Genomic DNA, 17230 nt, shown 5'->3' with positions numbered 1-17230 from the left:
AAAAAATATGAGTTTTATTAAGTTTTTAAAGATAAATAATGTACAAGTTGTCCAAGCGCAATAGAGCTATCATTGCAAGGAAATTGCAAAGAAGTCTTATAAGTGAATTTTTTTCGATCTAAAATTTCAAGTAAGGTTTTATTTTGAAATACCCCGCCACACAAAAGTACTTCTTCTTTAAAATCTTTTGAATATTCTATAATTAAATTTGCAATGCCATTAAGTAAACCTGTGCTAATTTTAACCTTATCTTTATCTTTTAAAGCTTGTAAAAAAGCATTTTTAAAGCAAATTTCTTTTTCTTGGATGTCAAATTTGTAACTATAATCAAGATTTTTATCATAATATTTTTCCATCAAAAGTCCAATTTGCGCTTCATAATCAAGCTTTTGTATATCAAAAGCAAAAGCGCCAAAAGCATCAATGATCCTACCAAGAGAACTTGTATATAAAGAGCTTTGAGTGTGAATTTTTTTAAGATTGTCTAATTTTACTTGAGAAAATTTAGCTAAAAACTCACTAGCTTTGTTTTCTAAATTAAAATCAAAAATCAAAGCTAAAGCTAAATTTGCGATATTTTTAATATCTGCATTGATTAGTTTGAAATTTTTAAAATGATTTAGCCTTTCATAGCTTTTTAAACTCGCTCTAAAAATCTCTCCGCCCCAAATTTTTCCATCATCTCCATAGCCTGTTCCATCAAAAACAAAGGCTAAAACATCATTTTTGTAAATTTTATGCTCGAATAAACAAGCGCACAAATGCGCATAGTGATGTTGTACGCGAAAATTTTTATAATCTTTAAATTCTTTTACATAGTTAAATTGTGGGTGTTTATCGCTTAAAATCTGATCAAAATTTAGTTTATAAGAGTTTTGAAAGAAAGTTAAAATTTTAAAAAATCTCTCTTGTATGTCTAAACTTTTCATATCGCCTATATAAGGAGAAATGAAAATTTGATTTTTAAAAAAACATGCAAATTCATTTTTTAGCTCACTTCCTAGAGCTAGAATATTTTCTTTTACATTAAAAATATCTGCTGTGTTAATATAAAGTGGGTTAAGACCTCTTGAAGTCCTTAAAAACATTACTTCTTTACCGATAACTTGAGCAATGCTATCATCGCTTGAATTATGTATTGCTCTATCATAATCAAGATAAAAATCAAACACATCACTAAGTTGCTCTAAAAGTTTTGTTTCTTCATAAATAATGCTTTGTGAGCTTAGATTAGCACTTGTTGCAATGATAGGTTTTTTAAAATGCTCAAAAAGCATTAAATGTGTTCCCATATAAGCTAACATAATACCTATTTTATTAGTATCTGGCGCTAAGCTTTTATGGATATTTTTGCTATTTAAAATAACTATGGGTTTTAAATTTGAAGTTAAAAGTTTTACTTCAGCTTCATTGATAAAAGCTAATTCTTGAGCCATTTTAAGATCTTTTACCATAATAGCAAAAGGCTTTTTAGAGCGATTTTTACGTATTCTAAGTTCATTTATAGCATTTTCATTTGTGCTATCACAAATTAAATGAAACCCACCCATACCTTTAAAAGCTATGATTTTACCTTGTTCTAAAAGCTTTGCAAGCAAGATAAAAGCTTTTTTATCTTTAGCTAAAATATTTTGATTTTTATCTTTTAAAAAGATAGTAATTTTGCATTTTGGGCATGAGAGTGGTTGAGCATGAAAGCGACGATTAGTAGGTTCTTCATACTCGCTTTGACAAAAAGAACACATTTTAAACTCATCCATAGTCGTATTAACTCTATCATATGGAAGTTTTTTTATAATAGAAAATCTTGGCCCGCAATTTGTGCAAGTGATGAAAGGGTATTTAAAACGTGGATTTTTCTCATCATAAAATTCATTATAGCAATCCTCACAAAGAGCAAAATCACTCAAAATCGGACTAAATTTTTCACTATCTTGTGAAGTACTTATACTAAATTCATTATAAGTTTTTTGAAGTTTTTTATAAGAAAAATTAAAATCATCTATCCTAGCTAAAGGTGGTAAATTAGCAAAAAGTTTTTCTTTAAAAATTTCTAATTCATCATTGTTACACTCAAGAATTATAACAACGCCTAAGCTATTATTATAAACTTCACCTTTTAAATTAAGCTCTTTAGCTATATTAAAAACAAAAGGACGAAAGCCAACGCCTTGCACTAGCCCTTTAATATGAATTTCATATCCAAAGCGGGACATCACTTAACTTAAAAAATGGTATGTGTTTAAATACATTTTTACTAAGGCTCTTATGTTCAAACAAGCTCCCACTAAGCACGGCACAATCAACTTGCTCTTTAGCCTTTAAATCATCAAATAAATCTCTTAAAAAATACGCCAAACTCTCAACAACACCTAAGGCTATGATTTGATTTTCTACTCCAGCAAGCTTAAAACTCATCACGCTTCTTAAGGTCTTAGTATAATCAAATTCCTTTTGCTCATTAAGCTTAAAGTCTATCCTAACACCTTTTGCCATTTTACTCTCATCTGCTAAAGCTAAAAGCGCTAATGCTGCTTTTTTCTCGTCTTCACCAAGCTCTAAAATCATCCCTACCATGCCAAAAAGATTAAAAAAATTATTAGCCATGTTTAGTTCTTTTCGCACTAGGGTAAATTCTTTTTCATAATTAGCTAATAATCTCTTAGCAACATCATCTTGACTTATAGTTTCATAAAACTCATCAAAGCTTTTTGGTAAATTTAGTTTTAAAAGATTGATTTCTTTATCAAGTAAAATAATATCATCATTTCTTTTACTAAGTTCTAAAAGCAAAGGCTTTTTGTCTTTAAAATCAGACAATATACAAGAAATTCTTGCAAAATTTTTATCTTCTTTTTGAAAAATCAAATTTTTAAACTCGGGCAAAATATAATCATAACCCCTACAAACTACTAGTTCATTTTCGATTAAAGCTACTTCAAAATCATCCTCAAAATGTTCTAGCTTTTTAAAATTTAAAAATTTAATTCCTTCTTTTTCAAGCTCAAAACACAAGGCAAACAAGAAAAGATTATCATATATTTTTATTTTAAAATACTCATGATTTAACTGATGATTTTGTCTAAAAATAGCATTAAATTTAAGCTTCATTAGAGGCTTTTCAACTCCTGCTAAGATTTTAAATTGCTCATTATTGCAGGAAAAAAACACATTGATATGCTTTGGATCGCTTGGCATTAAAAAATCATCTAATGTTTCATTAAAAATTTCAAAAGCATATATTCCTTTTGAGTTTTTAAAATATATTTTTTCTTTGTTTTTTAATTTTTCTAAGGCTTTTTTTAAATTATCGCAGAAATTTTCTTTAGTGATTTTTATAAAATCTTCTTCTATCTTAAACTCTTCTTCTACAAAAACACCCCATTCATTTTCTAAAAGCTCGCCATTAGTATAAGCATTTGCATTAAGTCTTGTTAAAAAACTTCTTTTAGTGAAGTTTTTTTCTTTTTTTATAGGTGTAAAATCTTCTTCTATAACTTTTAAGTCGAATTTGTTTAAAAAAACACTGTGGCTGATATTTTCTAAATTAGAACAAAAGGCTTGAATTTCATCTTTTTCGCCTTTAACTTTAATGATGATTTTTTCATCTTTTTGCTCATAATTATACACATAATCTTTAGCATAATAAGCTAACAAATACTCAAAAATATCATTTTTAGATTTATAATCAAAAGTAATTTCTAAAAGCAAGTTTAAAACCTTAAAATTAAATTTTTAAAGCATAAATATAACAATTTTAATTCTAAGGAAAGCTTAAACAAGCTATCTAAAATATAGATAGCTTGTCATTTTAGTAGTTAAATTCAGAACCGATAGCGATTTTTTGAATTTCTTTTTTGTTTTCAAGTTTTAAAAGTGGAGCATTTTTATCCATACCTAAAACTTTTGCTTTTTTACCATCAAGTGACAATGCAACACCTTCAGGTAAAGCATAAACCACTACTTTAGGATTAACAATCAAAAACTCTTCAAGTCTTTCTTCACGGCTTTCACCGTTATGTCCTACTGGTTTACCTGAGATAAAATGTGGGTTGATTTGATGAGGGAAGATATTGAAAGTATTGAATGATTTTGGTTCAACTATAGGCATATCATTGGTTGTCATCATAGTTGCACCTGCTACGTTTGAGCCTGCTGACCAGCCAACATAAGGCACACCCTCACTTACTCTTTTTGCAATGAGTTCTACTAGGTTATTATTATAAAGTTGATTTACAAGTTCAAAAGTATTTCCACCCCCTACAAAAATCGCATCAGCACTTTTAACAATATCAACAGCATTGCCTCTATGTACACTAATTATTTGAAGTCCTAAGCTTTCTAAAGCTTTAGCAACTTGTGCTTCATATTGCTCATAAGTTTTTCTAACACCCGCATAAGGTATGAATGCTACTTTTTTACCTTTTAAGTTATTTTTTTCAACAAATTCTTTAAGCCAAGGTAAAGCATGGTTTAAATACCCAGTGTCTTTATAGCCCGAACTTGAAAGCAATAAAGCTTTTTGCTTATCTTTTGGGAAATTAACCACATCATTAGCATTTAAAGCTACCCCACTAAAAAGCATAGCAGCTAAACCAAGAGCACCTACTTTTAACAAATTTCTTCTTTTCATTGTTTTTCCTTTAAAAGATATTTAAAAACAGTTTATTTTAATAAATAATTTTTTAAAATAAAATAAATTTTTGTTAAAAAATAAGACTTTTTAGAAAAATTTCCCTTGCTTTATAATCAGGCATAAATTTATATAAAAAATCATAAAATTCTTTTTGATGATGTGGGTAGATTAAATGTGTAAGTTCATGTAAAATCACATATTCTATAGCTTTTATAGGTTTTTGCATGAGTTTTAAATTTAAGTTTATGTATGCTTTTTGATGATTGCAAGAACCCCATCTTGAGATCATTTTTTTAATACAAATTCTTTGTACCTTTCTCTTGCAAACAAATTGCCATTTTTTTATAAAATACTCAAAAATTACCCTAGCACTATGCCTTAAAAAAAGATCTAAGGCTTTTTGATTTTTTGCAAAGATTTTATCTTTTTTTATGAGAACTTTTTTATGATTTTCATTAAAAACTAGCTTATATTTTCTACCTAAAAAACACAACTCATCACTTGCTAAAACTATTCTTTTTAAAGAAAGTTCTTTTTCTTTAGCTCTAATCCAACTTTCATTTTTTTCTAAAAATCTTAAAACATCTCTTTGCTCATAATATAGCGGTATGCTAAGTTTGAAATTTAAATCCCTATCTATCCTAAGTCTTAGATATTTAAGTTTTTTCTTTTCAAAAGCAAAACGAAATTCTTTAAATTCTAAAATTCCTTTTATACTAGTGCTTTGCCTTGCCATTTTTTACTTTTCCATCTATATGAATTTACTATACCGCGTAAAAACTCATCTACACAAAAACCTATCCAAACTCCCAAAATTCCAAGTCCAGCATAAAAACAAAGCACATAACCAACCGGTAAAGAAACCCCAAGCATAAACACCACTCCACTTAAAAACGGAAATCTCGCATCACCACTTGCTCTTAGCGAATTCACCATGACTATATTAAAAGTTCTTGAGATTTCTAAGAAAATTGAAAGAGTAAAAAGTGGTATCATAAGTTCTTTTAAACTTTCTTCAAGCTTTACCACACCCATGGTAAAATCTTGCAAAACATAATTAAGCAAAGCTACAAAAGCACTTGCTATCACGCTAAAATATAAAGCTATCCAAGTATGTTTATAGGCTACATTTAAGTATTTTGCGCCAACTAATTTACCTATGATAATTTCATTTGCCACGCTTATAGCTTGCCCTACTAGCATGATAAGCAAAGAAATTTGAAAATAAATCGTTTGAACACTTAAGTTTTCTTTACCTAAACTTGCTACAAAAGCAAAAGCTATGGTGTATTGTATAAACCATATCAAATGCTCTCCTGCTGCAAAACCACCGATATTAAAAATCTTTTTAAGCACAGCTTTTTCAAGGCTTATCATCTCTTTGATTTTAAGATGAATTTTGAGCTTAAAACTAAGTATTGCTACAAGCATGCTAAAGGCTACCAAACGCCCAAGTATATTACTAAGCCCTACCCCAAAAAGCTCTAACTTAGTAAAATGCAATACATAAAAATTTCCTATAAATATCACAATATTCATCAATAAGGTAGTAAACATAACCCAATAAGCCATATTATACACCCTAATAATAGCAGCCAAAACTATACCCATAGCATCAAAAAACAAACAAATTCCAAGCATATGCAAGTAAATCGCACTATCTTTTAAAAGCTCATTTGGGATTTGCAAAAGATAGAGCAAAAACTCTCCATGCCATAAAATCAAACTTCCACACACAAAACCAAGCAAGGCATTTAAAAATAAACTTTGATGAATTGCCTTTCTTGCTAGAGTGTAATCCTTAGCTCCTAAAGCTTGAGCGATCACTACACTACAACCCACACTTAAAAAACTAAAAATAATGATAAATAAATCTGCTACTTGATTACCCGCACCCATGGCTCCAACTAAAAAGTTAGAATACTGCGAAACCATCACGGTGTTGATAATCAAAGAAAAATATCTTAAAAACATTTCAAGTAATATAGGCATACTAAGATGTTTAAGTGAAAGTTGTTTGCTAGCCATAAATACTCTTTTTGATAATAATCTTTTGAAAGTAAAAAGTAATTTTACTTAAAAATTACTTTTTATAAAATAAATAATATTAATTCGAATTTACTATACTTAAAACAATCTGTTCATTTTCCTCTTTAAAAGTATATATTAAATCATCACACTTATATGAGATTTCTTTTTTACAAGTTTTATCTTTTAAAGGTTCTTGTAGAATTTGTGGTAAGTGTTTTTTGACTAAAGTTTTTATTGACATTCCTAATCCGTGATTTAAATTTTTAATCAATCTACCATCTATTTGTTTTTCACAATTAATTTCATATAAGCAAGTATTAAATCCTAATTCACTTAAAAACCTATATAACTCTTTTTTATCCTTAAATGGTGCTATGGTATCATATATACTATGATAGCTAATATAAGGAATTTTTTTATAACTTGATTGAAGTTTTAAATGTTCATAATTTAAAATATCTCTAATATTTTTTCTTGCATTAGAAAAATAACAAGGAGAATATTGATTAGACGTCCAAAAACTTTTAGTAAACAAAAATAAATCAATATTTTCAGAATAATTTATATAAAATTCGCAGTTCTTAGTATAATCGATTTCTTTAGCAAAACCCAAATATGAAAGAGGTGCTAGAGTGTATGAGGAATTATCTATTATGGCATCTACAACCCAAGGGCTTATTTTGGCACATAAATTTGCTAAATATCCCCCATGAGAACTACCAATTAAAATTACTGGTATACCCCCCCCCCATATTTTTTTCCACATGTAATATAGCATTAGATATATCTATTGCTTGCATGATGCCAAAATTTTGATACTCATTTTTAGTTGGTTTTAAAGTGGCGCTAAGTTGAATTTTACTTTGATTGTGAATTTTATTTGTTGATTTTAATTCAATCATTTGATGGTCTATATATTTTAAATCATCATAGGCAAAATCTTTCCATTTTATACCAAAAGCTTTACATGAATACTCTAATATAAATTCATCTATATTATCAAATACTATTTTTGCACCATTATTTAATCTTGAACCAATACAGTGATACTCAACACTAAGTACAATTACATCAAAATTACTACAAATAGCTTCAGCTAAATGTCTTCTATAATCGCTATTTGCATCATCTCCAAATCCAGAAATAATGCAAACAATAGCTTTCATTTGCTTGTTATCATCATAAGTGATTCTATATTCTAATTTACTTTCTCTTTTTATATTTAATTCTACATCATCGCAAGAGTCTATGAAATAAGTTTGATTTTTAAGCATATTAAGCCTTTTAGAAATTTTGATTAATTATATCATCAAAATTTCTAAATAAATAAAAATCATCCAAAAGCTCCATTTAAATAAGATTTTGTTTTTTCTTCTTTAGGATTTTCAAAAAATTCCTTACTCTCTCCAAATTCTACAAGTTCTCCTAAATGAAAAAACGCAGTATAATCAGCCACGCGCTTACCTTGTTGCATGTTATGTGTTACCATAATCATGGAAAGATTATGACTTAATTCTTTAATAAGCTCTTCTATAACACTTGAAGATATAGGATCAAGTGCAGAAGTTGGTTCATCTAAAAGTAATAATTTTGGCTTTATAGCTAAAGCTCTTGCAATACAAAGGCGTTGTTGCTGACCACCTGAAAGTGCTAGAGCATTTTGTTTTAGTTTATCTTTTACCTCTTCAAAAAGACCCACTTTTTTAAGACAATCCTCCACTAAAACATCTTCTTCATCTTTGTTTTTGATCATCCCATGGAGTTTTGGAGCATAAGAAATATTATCATAAATGCTTTTTACAAAAACATTAGGTTGTTGAAATACCATTCCGACTTTTTTTCTAAGCACAACTAAATCTTGATTTTTAACATCTTTTCCATCAATCTCAACAAGACCATCGATTTTTGCTATTTTGTCATTCATCCTATTAAAACAACGCAAAAATGTGGATTTTCCACAGCCTGAAGCACCTATTAAAGCTGTTATTTTATTTTTTTGAATTTCCATATTAATATCAAATAAAGCTTGTTTTTTACCATAAAATAAATTTAGATTTGTTGTTTTTGCTATCATTTTAATTTTCCTTGAAAATATCTTCTTAAAAGTATTGCTGCTAAATTTAAAATCACTAAAAGAGATAAAAGCACTATAATCCCTGCTGCTGTTCTTTCTAAAAATGCACGCTCTGGCATAGCTGACCATGAAAAAATTTGAGCAGGTAAAACACTTGTTGGCGCAAAAACACTATTTGCCACATCAGGTATAAAAGCTATCATACCTATAATCATCAAAGGCGCGGTTTCGCCAATAGCCCCTGCTAGAGTTAAAATAGAACCTGTTAAAATCATAGGCATTGCCAAAGGTAGCATAATGCCTTTTATCATTTGAATTTTAGTCATGCCTAAAGCATATGCTGCATTTTTCATATTAATATCCACACTTTTTAAAGCAGCTTTAGTTGAAACAATAATAATAGGCAAACTCATAATAGCCAAAGTAAGTCCCCCAACTAAAGCACTAGAACGAGGCATCCCAAAAAGATTAATAAACACTCCAAGTCCTAAAAGTCCAAATAAAATACTAGGAATACTTGCAAGGTTGTTAATACACACTTCTATAAAATGCGTAAATACATTTTGCGGAGCAAATTCTTCTAAATAAATAGCTGCTCCAACTCCTATTGGGATACTCACAGCCATACATACTAACATTACAAGCAAAGTTCCAACCACAGAAGCAAAGATTCCTGAATTTTCAGGTGATTTAGAATCTCCATTAAGAAAAAAATTCGTATTAAAACTTAGTTTGATTTCTTGCTTTTGAACTAATTCATCAACTAAAGTTTTTTGTTCATCGCTTAGTTTATTGTAGTTTTTTTTCATATATTGATCAACTTCAGAATTTGCTAAAAGCCAAGATTTTTCTTTGATTTGACCTGTTCTTATTTTCCTTTGTTCAGCACGCGATAAAAGCTCATACGAAGGGCTATTTCTATCAGCCTGGGCATAAATGTAAGTTTGCTTAAAAGCTCCTATCCCAAGATACCCTACACTTGATAAAAAAATACAAAGAAAAATAAGGTTTATATAAAGCCCTATTTTACAGAAGCTTTTGAAATTTTTTGAAGCTTTTTTTCTTTGTTTAAAAAGTCTTTTCATAAATTTTTCCTTTTATGGAAGCGATTGATCAAATAAACGCTAAAAACATTAATGATTAATGTGATAATAAAAAGCACAAGCCCTAAAGAAAATGCACTTAAAGCTAAAGAACTATCAAAAGCTTGATCACCACTTAATGCTTCTACTATTTTTACAGTCACTGTTGTCATATCTTCTAAAAAATTCATTGTTAAATTTGGACGCAATGAAGCAGCCATAACAACAATCATCGTTTCACCTAAAGCTCTTGAAAGTCCTAAAAGACAAGCTGCAACTATACCTGGCATTGCTTCTGGTAAAATTACTGCAAATACGACTTCTTTTTTAGTCATACCTAAAGCATAAGCTCCATTTATCCTTTTTGAACTTACAGCTTCAATGCAATCTTGTGAGAGTGAAGCTACTATAGGAACTATCATGATACCCATGATAAAACCTGCACCTAGGGCACTTTGAAAACTAGCTTTGATACCAAAAAGAGAAAAAAACCACACTATAAAAGGAGCTACAACTATGGCTGCGAAAAATCCAAAAACTACAGTAGGAATTCCTGCTATGATTTCTAAAATAGGTTTTAAATAGTTTTTAGATTTTTTACCTGCAAATACTCCAAGATAAATAGCACACATTACACCTAAAGGTAAGGCTGTTAGCATTGCTATTAATGAAATATAAAAAGTTCCCCAAAATAAACTCAAAGCACCAAAAACACCATGCTTGCTACTTCCATCAGCACCTACAAATGCAGCATCTGCTGCCCACTGACTTGAGAATAAAAAAGTAAATACACTTTCTTTTTGAAAAAATTTTAAAGCCTCGATTAAAATCGTCAGCATAATAGTAAAGCTTACTACTACGCTAACAAAAGCACAAAGAAAAAGCGTTAATTTTATTATTTTTTCTTTTATCAATTTTTCATCCTAAATCAAAAAACTTTCCCTGCTTTAACAAGCTCATCAGTTAATAAACCTTTTTCTTCTATATGTTTTTGGGTTTGTTTTAAAGTTTTTTCATCCAAAGGAACTAATCCTATTTTTTCTAATTCTGCCCCACTCTTAGCTAAATCATCGCTCATATAAATTTTTGCAAATTCAAATACTTCTGGATTTTTCTTAGCATTCATATATATAAATAAAGAACGAGCTAGTTTATATTTTCCTTCGGAAATATTCTTCTCATCAGCTTTTACACCATCAATGTAAGCAGCATTAATTTTATCATCATTGCTAGCTAAAAATCCGTATCCAAAAAGCCCAAAAGCTTCTTTATCAACAGAAAGTTTTGAAACAATTAAATTATCGTTTTCACCACTTGGTATAAATGCTCCATCTTGGCGTATAGTTTTATATGCACCTTTGTATTCAGGAATTTTTTTAGAAATATCTACCATTATAAGCTCTTCTATACTATCTCTTGTTCCTGAACTTGATGGGGGACCATAGATTGTAATTTTTCTATTTGGTAAATTTTTATTGATTTGTTGCCAATTTGTATAAGGATTTGGGATTAATTTTCCATCTTGCGGAATTTCTTTAGCCAAAGCTAAAAATAACTCATGTAAGCTTATATTTAACGGGGCATTGATTTTATTTTGAGCTAAAACTATGCCATCATAACCTATCATAATACCGACTATATCACTCACACCTGATTTTTTACAAGTTTCAAATTCACTTGGCTTAATTGCTCTTGAAGCATTAGAAATATCAGTAATACCCTCGCAAAACACTTTAAAACCACCGCCTGTGCCAAGACTTTCAACTATAGGTGTTTTTGTATTTTTTATAACAGCATATTCTTCAGCAACAAAAGAAGTAAAAGGATAGACAGTAGATGAACCTGCTATTTTTAATTCTGCTGCATTTAAACTAATAAAGCAAGCCATACTTAAAGCTAAAAGTTTTTTCATTTTTTCTCCTTAGTTAAAAAGTAATGAAAATTTAAAAAAACTTGGAAACATTTTGGATACATGTATTTTTTGATATAATTTTTATATGTTAAATATTATTTTGATAGAAGATGATAAAGATTTAAATGAGTTAATTAGTTTAAGACTTAGTCAAGAAAATATAAAAATTTATAGTTATTTTGATTTTTTTGACTTAGAATATTTTCTAGATACAAACGAAATAGACTTAATCATCATGGATAGAAATTTACCAAGTGGTGATAGTGTAGAGATGATAAAACAATTAAGAAAAAAAGGTTATATGGAGCCTGTGATTTTTCTTAGCGCAAAGACTTTACAAAAAGATATTTTAGAAGGTTTTGAGCAAGGCTGTGATGATTATATATGTAAACCCTTTGATTTTAATGAGCTTTTATTTAGAATTAAAGCTGTAACTAAAAGAAATAAAACTCCAAAAGAACAAATTTCTTATCAAGATTTTACCTTATATATAGAAGACAGAAAACTAACCTATAAAACAAATACATTTGAAAATTTATCAACCCTAGATGTGGAATTACTCAAGTGTTTTTTTAATCACAAAAATCAACTTCTAAGTCGTCAATTTTTAAGTGAGCAAGTATGGAAAAATGACACAACAAGCGATAAGACAATCAATACAGCTATTTTAAGATTAAAACAAAAAATTCCACAAATTAAAGAAAATATCATTTCAGTGCGCTCGGTGGGTTATAAATTGTGCTAAAAATAAAAACATTTTTCCTTTTTACACTTGGATTTTTTTGTATTGCTTTTTTTATATTGTTTTATTTTTTCAATGAAAGCTATATCAATACTACGGTAAAAAATACTTATGAGCAAAAATTAAAAACACTCAATGATGTTTTACAATTTCAGTTATTAGATACACTAAATTCCAATAACATCAAGCAATTTGCTCAAAATACCAGAGCGGATTTTATCATTAAACAAAATGATGATATTTTTTCATCATTAAAAGATTATTCTTATTTTCTAAATCATTTTAAGTCTAATTTTACTCATGATTTTTACAAACAAAAAGAAATTTATTTTAAAGCTTATGCTTATAAAAACTATCAATATATCATCATTGTATATCCTAAAATACACTCTTTGGTGCAAAATTTTTGGATTAAAAATATTATTATTTTTTCTTTCTTTTTACTTGTACTTGTTGTGTTTTATTTTGTTGTATTTAATTTTTTCAAAAATTATTTTCAAGAATTATTATTGTTTGTTAAAAGTATCAAATCAAATACTAATTTTATTTTAAAATATAATTTCGTTTATGAATTAAAAAATTTAAATTTACGCTTATTGAAAATTAAAAAATTACTCATCAAGCAAGAATTAAAAAACAAAAAACAAGCAAAGAAAATTCAAACCAAAAACACCCAACTAAGCAATGTAATCAGCGCTATATCACATGAGCTTAAAAACCCTATAAGCGTTATAGATTTAAGCTTGCAATCTTTAAAAGAAACCAATGATGAAAATATGAAATTATTTTTACTTGAAAAAATTCACAAACAAAGCGTAAAAATCAACCAACTAACACACAAACTCAATTTTGTTTTTAATCTTAATTTTGATTCTTTAAATTTAGAAAAATTCGACCTATATGCTTTAAGTAAAAATTTATTAGAAAGTTTTAGAGATGATAGGTTGAAAATTCAAGGCCAAACAAGCTTTATCAAAGCGGATAAATTTCTCGTAGAACAAGTTATCATTAATCTAATAGATAATGCTCTAAAATACAGTAAAAAAGAGGTACTAATCATCATAAAAAATCAAAATTTTACTATCATAGACCAAGGTATAGGCATAGAAGAAAAACACCTTAAATTTATAACAAAAAAATTCTACAAAGCAAACTCAACACAAAATAACTCTTTTGGATTAGGATTGTTTTTAGTTAAAAAAATACTCACTTTACACAAAAGTTCTTTAAAAATTCAATCTAACCCACAAAAAGGTAGTGTTTTTTCTTTTAGTATTAATTTATAATTTTATGAATACGCTTATTAATGTATTTTTAATGTAGTTCTAACTAATATAACAAAAATAATTCATAAGGAGAAAAAATGCTTTCTAAAGAAGTAGTGGCTTTATTAAATGAGCAAATCAATAAAGAAATGTATGCAGCAAATTTATATTTAAGCATGAGTTCATGGTGCTATGAGCATAGCTTTGATGGTGCGGGGGCGTTTTTGTTTGAGCATGCAAGAGAAGAAAGTGATCATGCAAGAAAACTCATCACTTATTTAAATGAAACTGATTCTAAAGTAGAGTTAAAAGAAGTTAAAAAACCTGATAGTGATTTTAAATCATTACTTGATGTATTTGAAAAAACTTTCGAGCATGAGCAAAGCATTACCGCTTCTATTAATAATCTTGTAGATTTTATGCTTTCAAGTAAAGATTATTCAACTTTTAATTTCTTGCAATGGTACGTAAGCGAACAGCACGAAGAAGAAGCGCTTTTTAGAGGTATAGTAGATAAAATCAAACTCATAAGCGATAATGGCAATGGCTTATATATGGTAGATCAATACATCAAAAGCTTAATTAATAAATAATTTTTTAGCTTCCGTAAATTTGGAAGCTAAATATCTTTTAATTTAAAAGAATTCTTGCAAAATAAAAGTAAATTTGCTAAAATACTTTTTATTTAAAAGGATTTTTATGCAAATGAATGAAATTACTGATAAACTTAAATTTATACTCCAAAAAGAAGGCATAAAAAATGCCAAAGATTCTGATGTAGCTAAAATGCTAAATATTAATCCAGATACCTTTTATAGTATGAAATTTAGAAATTCCATACCTTATAAGCAAATACTTCATTTTTTAAATGAAAGAAATATCAACATCAATGCATTTTTTTATGAAGATTCCCTTGAGAGCAATACTCCAACACTTGATCTAAACTATAATGTCTTAAAATATTATGATGTTAATGCTTCTATGGGGGGTGGAGCTTTAAATGATAATGTGAGTTTTTCAGAAGTGATTATAGATGAAAAACTCAGTGATTTTTTTGGCTCAAAAGATTGCGATATCATCCCATGTATAGGCGATAGCATGGAGCCTGAAATCAAAGATGATTCTTTGTGCTTAGTAGATAAAAGCAAAAGCTTTAAAGAAGGCGGAGTTTTTGCGGTAAATACTCGAGATGGTTTATTCATCAAACAAATTTTTAAAAGCAATAAAGGCGGAGTTTATTTACACTCTTTTAATCTAAGTTATGCAGATGTGCATTATCAAAATGGCGATTTTTTAATCGTGGGTAAGGTAGTAGGGACTATAAGTAGAATTTAGTATTTAGCAAATAACTTCTTTTTTCTATATGATAATTTTTATTATTTAAATTAACAAAAAATAAATATAAGTATATTTTTAAGTTAATTTTTATTAAAAAATAGTCACAATTATACTTTAATAGTTAATAGATAATAAATAAGAGTATTTTTATCTTTTAACAAAACACGCGAAAGGGAAGTTATGAAACACAAATTAGCTAAGGTTGCTACCTATGCCTGTTTAGCTTTAGGCATAAGTTTAAGTTCGCAAGCTTTTGCTTCTTCAGAGCCTAGAACCCTTGATGGTTATGTAGCCCAAGAAGATGCATTTTTTGACTATCTTTACAAACATCACCCTATTTTTAAATATGAAAAAGAAGGGCGTTTGGTGGGTAAATTTACCCATAGCGATAGAACTGAAAACTGGGTTTTAAATCAAAATGGAGCTAAATTTGCTGCTGAGCATGATTTAAAACAAGCTTCTATTACTTACCGCTTGCCTTATGAATCTTTTTTGGATTTTCCAAACAAATTTGTAGGTCCAAAAAAATGCGGTGAGTGTCACCCTGCTCAATATGCCTCTTGGGAGCGTTCTCGCCATGCAAAAACCGTGCGTTTTCCGCATGAAATGGAAGAAGTTGGCGGAGCTGAAGGTTTAAAAAAACCTATGTATAACTCTCAAGCTACTATTTTACCTGATGGAATTTATCCAAATGATGTTTATGCTCTCATTGGAACACCAAGAACAAAATATGGTTTTATAGATAGATGGCTTGTGCGCGGAACTTACCATGTTGAAGATGGAAATTTGAGTGATTTAAGTGGTAAATTAACCGCTGGAGGCAATCAATTCTCAAGACTTTGGAGTGAGTTTTTAACTCCTGAAATGGCACAAAAAATAGCTGCTTTTGCACCTGGTTTTCCTACTAAAATGGAAGATTTTGGAGGAAACGGCTCTCAAGTATGGGGAACAAACTCTTATGCTGCAACTTATAAAGAAAAAGCAGTTTTCCAACCTGCTACTGCATATTGTGAAACCTGTCATACTTTTAAATTTGATTTTAAGAGTAAGGAAGAATTTTACAAAGCACTAGGCAATCCAAAAGAACTTCAAAAACATACCATCTCAAAAGGTATTACTTGCGAGGAATGCCATGGGGCTGGAGCACATCTTTATGGAGCAAGAGGTGCGGGTATGCCATCAAATTGTGAAAGATGTCATCAAAGATTTTCATATAATGAAGCTGATGCTAAAATCAATCCTAGAAAACCTTTCAATGCGTATTTTAAATCAAGTTGTCCTGCATGTGGTACAGAAGGTGCTCAAATGTATTCTTCAGCACACTATGATAAGGGTATGAGATGTAATACTTGTCATGATCCACACGAAGTAACTTTTAATGATTGGAAAAGCGGTTATACTAAAACAAAACTTAAAAAAACTTGTAAAGATTGTCATGAAACCCAAGCTAGCTTTTTCAAAAAAGGCGGAATTCACGCAAAAGATAGCTGTACAGCTTGTCACATGCCAAATATGATGAGTTGTGAAAACTTTGGAGCAGTTCAAAACCCTGATAAAGGTGGATTTGACAATGTTAGAGCCTCTCATATATGGAATATCAAAGTAGACAAAACCGCAAAAACACTTAACCCACCAGAAGGCAAAGAAAGATCGCCTAAAGTTGGTGGTTGGACTATAGCTAGAGATGATGAGGGTAGATTTTTCCTTGATTTAATGTGGAGTTGTGGTAGAACTAGTTTTAGTGATATTAATCTAATGGGTCCTGGCGCAAGTGGTTGTCATAGCCCTGTGCAATCAACCTTGCCTGAAAAACTTCACTTTAGTAATCAAGAAATGATTTATGATAAAGTAATGCAGTGGCAAAACCCTGTTAAAGAAGGCTATGATAAAATTAGAAAAGGCATAGCAAATATTGATAAAACTTTTGCTGAAAAAACCAAACTTTCAATAGAGCAAAAATCAAAAATACTAAGCCTAACTAATCAAGCTCAAGCCATAGCTGATAGACTAGAAAAAGATGGTTCTTGGGGTGTTCATGGACCTGCTTATTCTAAGAAAATCATAGAAGAAGCTTTAATTTATATCCAAGAAGCACAAAATATCCTAAATGGTAAATAAAAACAAAGGAAGAATGAAAAATTCTTCCTTCA

General features: G+C 29.2%; 16 protein-coding genes. 5 read left to right on the top strand and 11 right to left on the bottom strand.

What is annotated here, in order from left to right:
• Window positions 1-17: 17 nt before the first annotated feature.
• The 11 genes from hypF to L8V82_RS01300 all read right to left on the bottom strand — a co-directional run bounded on the left by hypF (window position 18) and on the right by L8V82_RS01300 (window position 11735).
• On the bottom strand, window positions 18-2216 hold the full coding sequence (hypF, locus tag L8V82_RS01345; protein WP_263723736.1) for a carbamoyltransferase HypF: 2199 nt from the start codon (window positions 2214-2216) through the stop codon (window positions 18-20).
• The gene (locus L8V82_RS01340; RefSeq protein ID WP_263723735.1) at window positions 2197-3711 is read right to left on the bottom strand and encodes a hypothetical protein; all 1515 of its coding nucleotides are present in this window, start codon (window positions 3709-3711) and stop codon (window positions 2197-2199) included. Before L8V82_RS01340 ends, hypF begins: the two co-directional genes overlap by 20 nt.
• A gap of 100 nt (window positions 3712-3811) precedes the next feature.
• On the bottom strand, window positions 3812-4633 hold the full coding sequence (gene pepE, locus L8V82_RS01335) for a dipeptidase PepE (protein ID WP_263675297.1): 822 nt from the start codon (window positions 4631-4633) through the stop codon (window positions 3812-3814).
• A 73-nt stretch (window positions 4634-4706) separates the two neighbouring features.
• A complete protein-coding gene (locus tag L8V82_RS01330; RefSeq protein WP_263723734.1) occupies window positions 4707-5372 on the bottom strand; it encodes a M48 family metallopeptidase in 666 nt (221 codons plus the stop codon).
• Window positions 5348-6664 (bottom strand): MATE family efflux transporter, encoded by a 1317-nt coding sequence (locus tag L8V82_RS01325; protein WP_263723733.1) that lies wholly within the window; start codon window positions 6662-6664, stop codon window positions 5348-5350. Before L8V82_RS01325 ends, L8V82_RS01330 begins: the two co-directional genes overlap by 25 nt.
• Window positions 6665-6743: 79 nt before the next feature.
• Window positions 6744-7433 (bottom strand): DUF2920 family protein, encoded by a 690-nt coding sequence (locus L8V82_RS07740; RefSeq protein ID WP_318529664.1) that lies wholly within the window; start codon window positions 7431-7433, stop codon window positions 6744-6746.
• Entirely contained in the window at window positions 7384-7941 is a 558-nt protein-coding gene (locus tag L8V82_RS07735; protein ID WP_318529663.1) for a DUF2920 family protein, read from the bottom strand. The genes L8V82_RS07740 and L8V82_RS07735 overlap by 50 nt, the downstream gene beginning before the upstream one ends.
• Before the next feature lie 59 nt (window positions 7942-8000).
• Window positions 8001-8741 carry a phosphate ABC transporter ATP-binding protein PstB gene (gene pstB, locus L8V82_RS01315; protein WP_263723732.1) on the bottom strand — a complete coding sequence of 247 codons (741 nt, stop codon included), beginning with the start codon at window positions 8739-8741 and terminating at the stop codon, window positions 8001-8003.
• Entirely contained in the window at window positions 8738-9826 is a 1089-nt protein-coding gene (gene pstA, locus L8V82_RS01310) for a phosphate ABC transporter permease PstA (protein WP_263723731.1), read from the bottom strand. Before pstA ends, pstB begins: the two co-directional genes overlap by 4 nt.
• The gene (gene pstC / locus L8V82_RS01305; protein WP_263723730.1) at window positions 9823-10737 is read right to left on the bottom strand and encodes a phosphate ABC transporter permease subunit PstC; all 915 of its coding nucleotides are present in this window, start codon (window positions 10735-10737) and stop codon (window positions 9823-9825) included. Before pstC ends, pstA begins: the two co-directional genes overlap by 4 nt.
• A 14-nt stretch (window positions 10738-10751) precedes the next feature.
• Window positions 10752-11735, bottom strand: coding sequence for a substrate-binding domain-containing protein (locus L8V82_RS01300; protein ID WP_263723729.1), 984 nt, complete (start codon window positions 11733-11735; stop codon window positions 10752-10754).
• 85 nt (window positions 11736-11820) lie between these two features.
• On the opposite strand from L8V82_RS01300, the gene L8V82_RS01295 reads away from it, so the two are divergent.
• The 5 genes from L8V82_RS01295 (at window position 11821) to L8V82_RS01275 (ending at window position 17198) form a co-directional block, all read left to right on the top strand.
• Window positions 11821-12480, top strand: coding sequence for a response regulator transcription factor (locus L8V82_RS01295; RefSeq protein ID WP_263723728.1), 660 nt, complete (start codon window positions 11821-11823; stop codon window positions 12478-12480).
• Window positions 12481-12536: 56 nt separating this feature from the next.
• Window positions 12537-13763, top strand: coding sequence for a sensor histidine kinase (locus L8V82_RS01290; RefSeq protein WP_263723727.1), 1227 nt, complete (start codon window positions 12537-12539; stop codon window positions 13761-13763).
• A gap of 77 nt (window positions 13764-13840) precedes the next feature.
• Entirely contained in the window at window positions 13841-14335 is a 495-nt protein-coding gene (gene ftnA / locus L8V82_RS01285; protein ID WP_012661514.1) for a non-heme ferritin, read from the top strand.
• 106 nt (window positions 14336-14441) lie between these two features.
• On the top strand, window positions 14442-15077 hold the full coding sequence (locus L8V82_RS01280; RefSeq protein ID WP_039668429.1) for a helix-turn-helix transcriptional regulator: 636 nt from the start codon (window positions 14442-14444) through the stop codon (window positions 15075-15077).
• Window positions 15078-15260: 183 nt separating this feature from the next.
• Entirely contained in the window at window positions 15261-17198 is a 1938-nt protein-coding gene (locus tag L8V82_RS01275; RefSeq protein WP_263723726.1) for a cytochrome c family protein, read from the top strand.
• Window positions 17199-17230 lie beyond the last annotated feature (32 nt).

The organism is Campylobacter sp. IFREMER_LSEM_CL2151, from assembly GCF_025771725.1.
GTDB lineage: Bacteria > Campylobacterota > Campylobacteria > Campylobacterales > Campylobacteraceae > Campylobacter_D > Campylobacter_D lari_C.
Note: the sequence above shows the minus strand (reverse complement) of the source record. Positions and strands in the feature narration are given on the sequence as shown.

Excerpts from the sequence above, each read along its gene's own strand:
- ftnA (WP_012661514.1), top strand. The coding sequence starts at position 13,841 with ATGCTTTCTAAAGAAGTAGTGGCTTTATTAAATGAGCAAATCAATAAA.
- L8V82_RS07735 (WP_318529663.1), bottom strand. The coding sequence starts at position 7,941 with ATGCTTAAAAATCAAACTTATTTCATAGACTCTTGCGATGATGTAGAA.
- L8V82_RS01330 (WP_263723734.1), bottom strand. The coding sequence starts at position 5,372 with ATGGCAAGGCAAAGCACTAGTATAAAAGGAATTTTAGAATTTAAAGAA.
- L8V82_RS01300 (WP_263723729.1), bottom strand. The coding sequence starts at position 11,735 with ATGAAAAAACTTTTAGCTTTAAGTATGGCTTGCTTTATTAGTTTAAAT.
- pstA (WP_263723731.1), bottom strand. The coding sequence starts at position 9,826 with ATGAAAAGACTTTTTAAACAAAGAAAAAAAGCTTCAAAAAATTTCAAA.
- L8V82_RS01325 (WP_263723733.1), bottom strand. The coding sequence starts at position 6,664 with ATGGCTAGCAAACAACTTTCACTTAAACATCTTAGTATGCCTATATTA.
- hypF (WP_263723736.1), bottom strand. The coding sequence starts at position 2,216 with ATGTCCCGCTTTGGATATGAAATTCATATTAAAGGGCTAGTGCAAGGC.
- L8V82_RS01275 (WP_263723726.1), top strand. The coding sequence starts at position 15,261 with ATGAAACACAAATTAGCTAAGGTTGCTACCTATGCCTGTTTAGCTTTA.
- L8V82_RS01280 (WP_039668429.1), top strand. The coding sequence starts at position 14,442 with ATGCAAATGAATGAAATTACTGATAAACTTAAATTTATACTCCAAAAA.
- L8V82_RS01295 (WP_263723728.1), top strand. The coding sequence starts at position 11,821 with ATGTTAAATATTATTTTGATAGAAGATGATAAAGATTTAAATGAGTTA.
- pepE (WP_263675297.1), bottom strand. The coding sequence starts at position 4,633 with ATGAAAAGAAGAAATTTGTTAAAAGTAGGTGCTCTTGGTTTAGCTGCT.
- pstB (WP_263723732.1), bottom strand. The coding sequence starts at position 8,741 with ATGATAGCAAAAACAACAAATCTAAATTTATTTTATGGTAAAAAACAA.
- L8V82_RS07740 (WP_318529664.1), bottom strand. The coding sequence starts at position 7,433 with ATGTGGAAAAAAATATGGGGGGGGGGTATACCAGTAATTTTAATTGGT.